This window comes from Chamaesiphon sp. OTE_20_metabat_361 (assembly GCF_031364565.1).
In genome coordinates, this window is record NZ_JANLWO010000299.1 from 1 (window position 1) to 4,042 (window position 4,042).

Annotated in this window: 5 protein-coding genes and 1 pseudogene; 4 read left to right on the forward strand and 2 right to left on the reverse strand. The window is 44.8% G+C overall.

All coding sequences use genetic code 11. From position 1 onward, the window contains the following. Positions 1–101 precede the first annotated feature (101 nt). The 4 genes and pseudogenes from RMO35_RS08780 to RMO35_RS08795 form a co-directional block, all read left to right on the forward strand. A pseudogene (locus RMO35_RS08780) lies at positions 102–311 on the forward strand (ISKra4 family transposase); the annotation flags it as partial. Positions 312–646: 335 nt separating this feature from the next. Continuing rightward, positions 647–844 carry a hypothetical protein gene (locus RMO35_RS08785; RefSeq protein ID WP_309740310.1) on the forward strand — a complete coding sequence of 66 codons (198 nt, stop codon included), beginning with the start codon at positions 647–649 and terminating at the stop codon, positions 842–844. A gap of 383 nt (positions 845–1,227) precedes the next feature. Then, positions 1,228–1,461, forward strand: coding sequence for a Nif11-like leader peptide family natural product precursor (locus RMO35_RS08790; protein ID WP_309740311.1), 234 nt, complete (start codon positions 1,228–1,230; stop codon positions 1,459–1,461). A 57-nt stretch (positions 1,462–1,518) separates the two neighbouring features. Continuing rightward, the gene (locus tag RMO35_RS08795) at positions 1,519–2,544 is read left to right on the forward strand and encodes a fatty acid desaturase (protein WP_309740312.1); all 1,026 of its coding nucleotides are present in this window, start codon (positions 1,519–1,521) and stop codon (positions 2,542–2,544) included. Positions 2,545–2,604: 60 nt separating this feature from the next. Here the strand turns inward: RMO35_RS08795 and RMO35_RS08800 are convergent, their stop codons facing one another. Beyond that, positions 2,605–3,288: a L,D-transpeptidase gene (locus RMO35_RS08800; RefSeq protein WP_309740314.1), complete on the reverse strand. Its 684-nt coding sequence runs from the start codon at positions 3,286–3,288 to the stop codon at positions 2,605–2,607. A gap of 322 nt (positions 3,289–3,610) precedes the next feature. Next, positions 3,611–4,042 (reverse strand): Hsp20/alpha crystallin family protein (locus RMO35_RS08805; RefSeq protein WP_309740315.1); only part of this gene is annotated, 432 nt, incomplete at its 5' end.

A 4,042-nucleotide genomic window follows, 5' to 3' on the forward strand; every position in this document is an offset into this window, starting at 1 on the left:
CAAACAAGTTAGAACAGAATTGTAAGCAGGAGGAATTACCGCAGCCAGAGCCGCATTTAGTGATTGGAACTCGCCCCCAAAAGAAGTGGATAATTTAGAGAGCATACTTAGAAGAACATCAAGATAGAATTCCCAATTATAAATTAGACCAAAAGCAGGGACTATGTATCGGTTCTGGAGCAGTAGAGTCAACAATAAAAACAATCAGTGTCAGAATCAAAATATCCGGAGCGCAATGGAATACTGAAAATATGGGCGACGGATTAAAGCAGAGATGCGAATATTTAAATAGACATGTAGTGTCAGGCTAAATAATAATTTAAAACCTAGCTTTAAGTTAAACAAAAATTATTGAGATTGAGGTAAAGAAGAACTACCCGCGAGCTGCTGCATGTTCAATAAATATCATAGTAAACTACTTCTCAACTCTTGCGTAGTATAATTATTTTACTCGCATGATTGGGATGCTCCCGCTCCGCTACCACCAATAGTAGCACCAAATTTACCCCCAACATCGTCATTACCAAATAATAATCATGTTAATGGATCGATCGTCGATCCAGCAGTCGCGACAGCAAATAAGCGACAGCCCGATCTAGCAACTGACCCAATATCCCCACGATTAAACAGCCATCTAGAAAAGTTATTGGAAAATATTTATAGTCGGTTGGAGCAGCTAGAAACATCAATAAACAAGCATCAAAATCAATCAAATCCGCTGTGGTACATGTCAATTTTGGAACAGGCTGATGCTCAGGGATGGATTATTTCTAGTGAGGAAGTCGAACAACTAATTAGCACGAAACCACATGGCACCCCAGGTCATAATTCCTTAAATAGCTAAGGTTCTGAGATATTCATGCTTCGTTCGAAGAGCATCAGCTTTGCTGAATCACAATTGAGTGCCACATCGGTTAATTTCGATTCAGCCGTTTGGCATGTTACGGCTCGACACTAGAATCAGACCGATTTTTCGCAACTCAACTAATACTAGCCAACTCAGTTTCCACTCATTAAGAGTTGTGATGATTTTATAACTTTAAAAAAGAGAAATGCACAATATAAATATCTAGACAATCGATTCAGCAAGCCGACGCTCTGCGAACGAAGTAAACGATCCAAATCTTATTTTAGATAGCATTTGCTTTTGAGCCAGTAAGATCGAATCTGCTTGACTAGATGATTAAGATTGACTTCATCTGGAGATCGGAAAGGAGGGGTATTGTTATGACTATGAAAAGTGTTCGCGATTTCTTTGCAGCAGTGAAAGAAGATGAGTCATTGCAGAGAAAAACCCAAATGGCGATCGATATTGATACTACGATCGAGATTGCTGGAGAGTACAATTATAAATTTACTCGCATAGAGTTACAGTCTTTTTTAGGTAAAATTCCTAACCAAGATTTAGCCTCTAAGGTAAATCCTGGGATCGGTAATCGATTACATCTAACTCCTCGATAGCAGCATACTAAGGGGATTTAAACCCCTTATTTTCGTTGAAGAAGGTAAAGTATGGGCGTGTATATTCCGGCCGCGGACAAACTCACAACAGAACTGCAAACCGCCATCGCCGATCTACGTCAGGTCGATCCCCGTGTTGGTCTATTTCGATTCGCGACGATTGGCGCGATCGTCCTCAGCCTCACAGCACTAGCTTGGTCTACGAGTGACAACATCCTCACGTTCGTGGGCATTACGGCAATTACAGGCATCTTTTATGCGTTTTGGATGCTCTGTAGTCACGATACGGTTCACCAAACGCTGACGGGATGGTCGTGGTTCGAGACGATTGCGCCCCGCCTAACGACTTGGCCGATGTTTTGGCCCTATGGAACGTATGCGCTGCTACATCGCTTGCATCACGGCTGGAATGGGATCGACCTGCGCGACCCAGAGCGCGTGCAGTGGACACAAGCCGAGTATCAAAGGGTAAATCCTTTCTTGCGCTGGTATGTACGCCATCAGTGGGGCCTAGATATTTTCGGCTTAGGTGGCATCGGGCTGATTATTAAAACCTTGACCAATGCTTGGAAGTTGAGAACTGTATTACCGCAATTGCGAGTGCAGTTATGGATCGATCTGGCGGGAATACTCGTGCTTCAAGGTGGACTGCTGGCTTTTTTCAACGCACGGGGTGAAGTTGGTCGTTACCTGCTGTTCTGGCTGATTTTGGAGCGTACTGCTGGCACAATTGTCCAAGCGCGAGATCATTTGGAGCACTATGGCATGTGGGGACGAACTGGTGGCTACCAACTGACGCAACTCTACTCCTGCCGCAATCTGGACACCTATCCCTGGGTTGGCTGGCTGATGGGAGGACTAGACTATCATGCCGTCCACCATGCGTTCCCAGATATTCCATTCGATCGATTGCCCGCAGCATTCGATCGGATTCAGGCGGTTTTACAACGGCACGGTTTGCTACTGATGGTTCGGGGTAAAGGTTATTTGCATGAAACTCTCGAACTAAGTCAGCAGCCCTCAACAATTGGGGCGATCGATCCTCAAGATCTCAGGGGTTATCATTACCTGTTGCGAGTGTAGCAATCTGCGGGGGTTGAGGCGGATCGAATGAATTTCAACATCCTCATCGCACAAATTCGGTTAGCCGGAAGATCGCTTGGATTTTTTTGTCGGACGGGAGATTAATCGATCGCCCCTCCAGCACTTAGGACTGAGACTTACTGACAGCGGATTCCCATCGATTTTTACTTGGGTAATCCCAGCCAAAGTATTGTCATAAATCCACTCAGCACCGCGATTTTTAGTTAATAGGCGCATACATCCATGCGAAGCGGGATAAGGCGGCACTGCGTAGGCATGAAAGGCAATTTCTCGCTCTGCATGAAACCAAGTGACAAATTTTGCCTCTGGATATTTGGGAAGAACGCAACCATAACCTTGGACTAAATAAGGTGGTGGAGACAGAGGCGTACAGCGAGAACCCCGCTTTTGACTCTGGGCGGTCGAACGACAATCTGCATTGCAATTCCCCGCACCTGAAGAGGCATTAAACTGAACTGGTAGAGTTTCGCTGCTTAAATTTTTGTTAGCCCAGTTTAAAGTAACTGTGCTGTAAGTATTGCTGTAAAGATTGACTTGAATATTGCTGATATAGGTGCCAGTAGTATCCCCTGTAAAGCCACTACTCCGCTGGCTGGTATTCTGTTGGCGACCGCATAATTTCCATTGCGAACCCTGGGTAACACGAGACTTTTTGACTGCGGGAGTAAGTGGAGTCGGTCGATCTTCAGGAAATGATGAAGGTGCTGGTGTTTGAGCTAGCAAATTTCGATCCAGTAATGTGGATGAAAATGTCTGTGAAGGGGGAATAGTTAGAACAATCGGTACAAACCCACCCAGAATAGCCAGTAAAAGGCCGATGGTATGGGTACTCATAATTGTCACATGACTCCTGCATTCGTGTGTCCAGGGATTTCCCAATCGGTCGTCAGTGACAGTCTGTTTTACAGATCCAAATTAATTTCTCGCAGCTCGCGATTTGAGATCGTGAGCTGCGAGCTAGTAACAGCAGTGAAATCCAACAAGATCGATCGCTAATGGTGGGGAGATCGATCGGATCGGATCGGATCGTAATTAGCGAATCGATCTATTTAACTTCAACCTTCACAACTTTTTTCTTTTCTTGCTCTGACTTAGGCAGATTTAGTGTCAGAATCCCATTTTTGTATTCAGCTTGGGCAGCATCAGTTTTAACTTGTACAGGTAAAGGAATAATACGTTCAAATTTGCCATAGCGAAACTCAGAACGAACTGCTCCTTTTTCCTCAGTTTTGGTTTCAGATCTCCGTTCGCCACTGATGGATACGGAGTGTTCTGAGACTTGAATATCGAGGTCTTTTGCTTCTAAACCAGGAATTTCGAGTTTGAGATGAACTGCGTCTGGGGTGTCTTCAAGCTCTGCCGAAGGCATAAATGCCATTAGCTCAGAATCCCCATTACCACTGGGTGAGAGTTGATGAAACAGGCGATTCATCTCCTCTTGGATGGTTTCGATCGTGGGTAAGGATTCCCAGTGAGT